At 65.8% G+C, this 5,852-nt stretch carries 4 protein-coding genes; all 4 read left to right on the forward strand.

Features of this window, described 5'->3' with window-relative positions; translation table 11 throughout:
• Positions 1–272 (forward strand): SwmB domain-containing protein (locus VTU_RS35505; protein ID WP_201766184.1); only part of this gene is annotated, 272 nt, incomplete at its 5' end.
• Positions 203–2,029: a SwmB domain-containing protein gene (locus VTU_RS35510; protein ID WP_010110206.1), complete on the forward strand. Its 1,827-nt coding sequence runs from the start codon at positions 203–205 to the stop codon at positions 2,027–2,029. The genes VTU_RS35505 and VTU_RS35510, both read left to right, overlap by 70 nt.
• Positions 2,030–3,237: 1,208 nt before the next feature.
• On the forward strand, positions 3,238–4,278 hold the full coding sequence (locus VTU_RS0124105; protein WP_029554722.1) for a SwmB domain-containing protein: 1,041 nt from the start codon (positions 3,238–3,240) through the stop codon (positions 4,276–4,278).
• Positions 4,275–5,852 (forward strand): SwmB domain-containing protein (locus VTU_RS30200; protein WP_040894206.1); only part of this gene is annotated, 1,578 nt, incomplete at its 3' end. The genes VTU_RS0124105 and VTU_RS30200, both read left to right, overlap by 4 nt.

Genomic DNA, 5,852 nt, shown 5'->3' on the forward strand with positions numbered 1-5,852 from the left:
TCACCAACAACACGCCTGCAACAGACGACACGCCCGCCGTAGCGGACGCCACGCCCCCTGTTATCAGCACCACCACGGTCAACGGCAACCGGATGGTGATCACCTATACCGAAGCCAATAGCCTCGACGGGACCGCGCTCACGGGTGACGCCGGCTTTCGGTCAGGAGCCCCAGGGGCGCAGACATCACCGTCACCCGCGCCGTGGTGGATGCGACGGCCAAGACCGTCACCCTCACGCTCAGCCGCGCCGTGGCCCGCGGCGAGGTCGTGATCCTCAAATACGCCAAGCCCGTATCCGCCCCTGTGGTCCAGGACGCGGCCGGCAACGACGCGGCAAGCTTCGACGACCAGGCCGTCACCAACAACACGCCTGAGACAACGGACAACACGCCCGCCGTAACGGACGCCACGCCCCCTGTTATCAGCACCGCCACGGTCACCGGCGACCAACTGGTGCTCACCTATACCGAAGCCAATAACCTCGACGGGGCCGCGCTCGCGGGCAACGCCGGCTTTACGGTCAGGAGCCCCAACGGCGCGGCCATCACCGTCACCGGCGCCGTAGTCAACGCAAGCGCCAAGACCGTCACCCTCACGCTCAGCCGCGCCGTGACCCCCAGCGAGGTCGTGGTCGTCAAATACGCCAAGCCCGCATCCGAGCATGTGGTCCAGGACGCGGCCGGCAACGACGCGGCAAGCTTCGATGACCAGGCCGTCACCAACAACACGCCCGCCACACCGGACAACACGCCCCCCGTTATCAGCACCGCCGTGGTCACTGGCAGCCATCTGGTGATCACCTATACCGAAGCCAATAGCCTCCACGGGGCCGCGCTCACGGGCAACGCCGGCTTTACGGTCAGGAGCTCCACCGGCACAGCCATCACCGTCACCGGCGCCGTAGTCAACGCAAAAATCAAGACCGTCACGCTCGTACTCAGCCGCACCGTGACCCACGGCGAGGTCGTGGTCGTCAAATACGCCAAGCCCGCATCCGGCCCTATGGTCCAGGACGCTGCCGGCAACGACGCGGCAAGCTTCGACGACCAGGCCGTCACCAACAACACGCCTGAGACAACGGACAACACGCCCCCTGTTATCAGCACCACCACGGTCATCGGCAACCAACTGGTGCTCACCTATACCGAAGCCAATAGCCTCGACGGGGCCGCGCTCCCGGGCAACGCCGGCTTTACGGTCAGAAATTCCACCGGCACAGCCATCACCGTCACCGGCATCGTGGTGAATGCGATGGCCAAGACCGTCACGCTCACGCTGAGCCGCGCCGTGACCAGCGACGAGACACTCACGCTCAGCTACACCAAGCCGGCGAGCGGCGACAACGCGATACGGGACGCGGCAGGCAACCCCGCGGCAAACTCCGGCCCCCAGACCGTGGACAACCTCACGCCCGCACCGAACCACCGTGTGGACAGCGACGGTGTGTCCGACACCGAGGAAGATCAGGCCATCGGCCCCGCGGGTGCGCTCACCGGCGACGGCAACGGAGACGGCATCCCGGACAGCGCGCAGGCCGCAGTCGCCTCATTCAGTGCCACGACCAGCCGCTCCAGCACCTCGCTCACCCTGGTGGCCGACAGCCATGACGGCAAGGTTCCCTCCGGCAGCAACGCCCGCATCACCGGTCTGGAGCAAAAGGCGGTGCCCACCCAAACGCCCCGGGCGCTGGAGATGCCGATCGCGCTGACCAGTTTCCAAGCCGCGCTGGACACCGCCGGCAGCAGCGAGACCTTCAGCCTGTACGTGGATCCGCAGATGGACGTCAACGGTTACTGGCTGCAGGACAACACCGACACCTGGGTGAACTTGGCCAGCAGCCCTTACGGCGGCAGGATGGTGGACCAAGGCGGGCGGCTGCGGCTGGACTTCCAGATCAAGGATGGCGGACCGTTCGACGCCGATGACGCGGCCGACGGCGTCATCACCGCGCCCGGCGCCGCAGGGAATATGCCGCTGTCCATCGTGGGGCAGGCGCCGGATGGGGTGCAGGACGGGTTCTTGCTCTGAAGAAATCATCGATGCCCGCGGTGTCCAACGATCAGATGGCTAGCCCCACCCGGGCCAGCGCGCCGTCCATGCCCCCCGTCCAGAAGATGGCGCACTCGCGACAGGACGGCAGCATGAACGCGCCCCTTGCGCCGGCGCATGGCTTTGCGCCCGGTGCTTTCGTCACTCGCCTGGAGCAGCCTGGTTCAGGGCACTGCGCCGTATCAGGCTCCGGCTGGCGGCGCCGTGGTCCGTGCGCCTTCGTCGAACGGCACGTCAGGTGTTCTGCCCCGCAAATAGCAGCACAAAGTAAAACGGCTGCATTTCGCGCCATCGCAGGAAGAAAACCCTCGCCATAACTTCTTCCATCAGGAGGATTTGCAACGCATCCAGCGCAAGAAAGGCGCAGCTTCATGTGCTGCTATTTTCAGGTCATGACACGCGCGTTTTCCATGCACCAGTGATTGCGGAGGCCCTGGGCAATGCGTCCGATCCTGGTGATCGGGCGCAGGCCGTGCCGAGGCTGTCGTGCGCTGGAATGCCGTTGACCCAGGGAAAACACCTAGACCAGCAGTCCGCGTGCGCACGGCCATGGAGCGCACTGCCTACCTGATCGGTAGAAATAGCGCAAGGGGGTGAATTGAAGTGCAATATTCATGACACTTGCGGGCATGAAGTTGCAATTCATCACGCATGATGCGCGGCATGTTGAGCTCCCTCTTTCGCATGCATCGCCTGACCACGCATGGGCCAGAGGTGAATGGATGCCTGGGGATGTGCACGGGGCCGAACCGTCCCCTCCCCCCTGCAAGAACTGCTGACCCCACTGCATGGCTGGCTGCCCAACGCGCCCCCACTGGCGCCCGCGCGCCGGGGTCGGACAAGGACACCGGGCGCGACCTGCCGTCTGACGCCAACCGCAGGCCTGCGCGCCACCCGCATCGCTCCGTGGCGACACCCTCGCCGGATCGGCAGGGATGCAAGGCATTCAAGAAACCGTTCATGGCCCTCCCCAGGGACTGCGCATGCAAGCCATGGTCCGGGCTGCGTCGCCGGTCCCTGCCCATGGGGGATGGCCGCCTGGTGCACGCCCCCGGCAGAAAGCCACGCGCCCCTCGAAACAAGGCCGCAAACAAGCGCTGATTACCGGAATCACCCCCGCAGCATCCCCCATCCACAAGGGATACGCGACCCAACCCCAGCCAACGCACATCCATCACCGAAGCACCATGACGACCGACACCACCGCCCCACAGCTGATCACCACCGGTGACGCACGCCCCAAGGTCAACGACAACCAACTGGTGCTCAGCTACACCGACACAAGCGACCTGAACGGGGCCGCGCTCACGGGCAGCGCAGGCTTTACGGTCAGCAGCGACGCGGGCACGGCCATTACCGTAAGCAGCGCCGTGGTGAGCGCGACGGCCAAGACCGTCACGCTCACGCTGAGCCGCGCCGTGGCCAACGGCGAAACGGTGCACGTCAGCTACGCCAAGCCCGCGGCCAGCAATGGCGTGCAGGACGCTGCCGGCAACGCTGCGGTGGACTTCCACAATCAGGCCGTGACCAACAACACACCGGACACCACGCCCCCGGCAATCAACAGCGCCGCGGTCAACGGCAACCACCTGGTGCTCACGTACACCGAAGCCAACAGCCTGGACGGAGCCGCGCTCACGGGCAACGCAGGCTTTACGGTCAGCGGCGCCGCTGGCGCAGCCATCACCGTGAGCAGCGCCGTGGTGAGCGCAACCGACAAGACCGTCACGCTGACGCTCAGCCGCGCCGTGACCAGCAGTGAGATAGTGCGAGTCAGCTACGCCAAGCCCGCGGCCAGCAATGGGGTGCGGGACGTGGCCGGCAACGCCGCGGTGGACTTCATCGACCGGGCCGTGACGAACACCACACCCGCAGCCGACACCACGCCCCCGGGGCTGAACACCGCCACGGTCGACGGCAACCAACTGGTCCTCACCTACGCCGAAGCCAACACCCTGGACGAGGCCGCGCTCACGGGCAACGCAGGCTTTACGGTCAGCAGCACCGCGGGCGCAGCCATCACCGTGAGCAGCGCCGTGGTCAACGGGGCGGCCAAGACCGTCACGCTCACGCTGAGCCGCGCCGTGGCCAGCAATGAAACAGTGACCGTCAACTACGCCAAGCCCGCGAACAGCCATGGGGTGCAGGACGCTGCCGGCAACGCCGCGGTGGACTTCAACGACCGGGCCGTGACGAACAACACGCCAGCAGACACCACGCCCCGGTGATCAACACCACCACGGTCACCGGTGACCAGTTGGTGCTCACGTACACCGAAGCCAACAGCCTGAACGGGGCCGCGCTCACGGGCAATGCAGGCTTTACGGTCAGCAGCACCGCTGACACGGCCATCACCGTGAGCAGCGCCGTGGTGAACGGGGCGGCCAAGACCGTCACGCTCACGCTCAGCCGCGCCGTGGTCCACCGCGAGATGCTGCGCGTCAGCTACGCCAAACCCACGTCCGGCCATGGGGTGCGGGACGCTGCCGGCAACGACGCAGCGAACTTCAGCGACCGGGCCGTGACCAACAACACACGGGACACCACGGCTCCGCAGTTGCTTGCTCCCACCCACGACCACGATCGCCCCGAGCTCACCGACGACACCCACCTGTCGCTCCGTTTCAGCGACACGAGTCTCTTGGACGAGAACCACAACAACAGACCAGCCAACCGGGACTTCACGGTGCTCGTGGATGGCGTAGCCAACACCGTCACCGACGTCGCCGTGAATGGAATGAGCCTCACACTGACTCTGACCACCCCCGTGATTGGTGGTCAACGAGTGACCATCGCCTACCAGGACAGCACGCTCGACGACACCAAGGGCATACGGGACACGGAGGGCAATAGCTTGGCCAGCATCCCGACCACGGTGGTGGTCAATAACCTGTTGGACATGGTTTCCCCGCAGTTGATCACCATCGGTGACGCGCGCCCCAAGGTCAACGGCAACCAACTGGTGCTCAGCTTTAGCGACACGGGCAACCTGGACGCGGACCCGACCCACAAGCCGGCCAACGGGGCCTTTACGGTGCTTGTGAATGGCGTCGCGAATGCCGTCACCGAGGTCACCGTCAATGCCCAGACCAAGACCGTCACGCTCACGCTGACCACGGCGGTCACGCACGGTCAGCCGGTAACCGTCGCCTACGCCGACCCCTCCCCGGACAGCAACGATGCCAACGCGATACAGGATGCCTCAGGCAACGACGCGCCCAGCTTTGCGGCCACTGCGGTGACGAACAACACACCAGCGCCAACGGACACCACGCCCCGGGTGTCCAACAGTGAGCTCACCGTCGGGATTGCGATCGCCGACAGCGCGCTCACCGCGGGCGAGACCACCACCGTCACCTTCACCTTCACCGAGCCCGTCAACGGCTTTGACACCAGAGACATCACGTGCACCAACGGCACGCTGAGCCAGCCCGCGGCCAACGCCGAGCGCACGGTCTGGACGGCCACCTTCACGCCCACGGCCAGCATCAACGCCCCGTCGAATGTCTTCAACGTAGACCTCGCCGGGGTGACCGACAACGCCGGCAACGCCGGCGAGAGTGAAATCACCAGCGCCAACTACTCCGTGGACACCCGAGATACCGTGGCCCCGCTGCTCCACAGCGCCACGGTCAACGGTACCCAACTGGTACTCAGCTTTAACGACACGGGCAACCTGGACGCGGACGCGACCCACACACCCGCCAACGGGGCCTTTACGGTCCTCGTGGATGGCGTCGCGAACGCCGTCACCAACGTCACCGTCGAGCCCCAAGCCAAAACCGTCACGCTCACGCTGACC

Origin of the sequence: Verminephrobacter aporrectodeae subsp. tuberculatae At4 (genome assembly GCF_000193225.1) — a bacterium.
Lineage (GTDB): Bacteria > Pseudomonadota > Gammaproteobacteria > Burkholderiales > Burkholderiaceae_C > Acidovorax > Acidovorax aporrectodeae.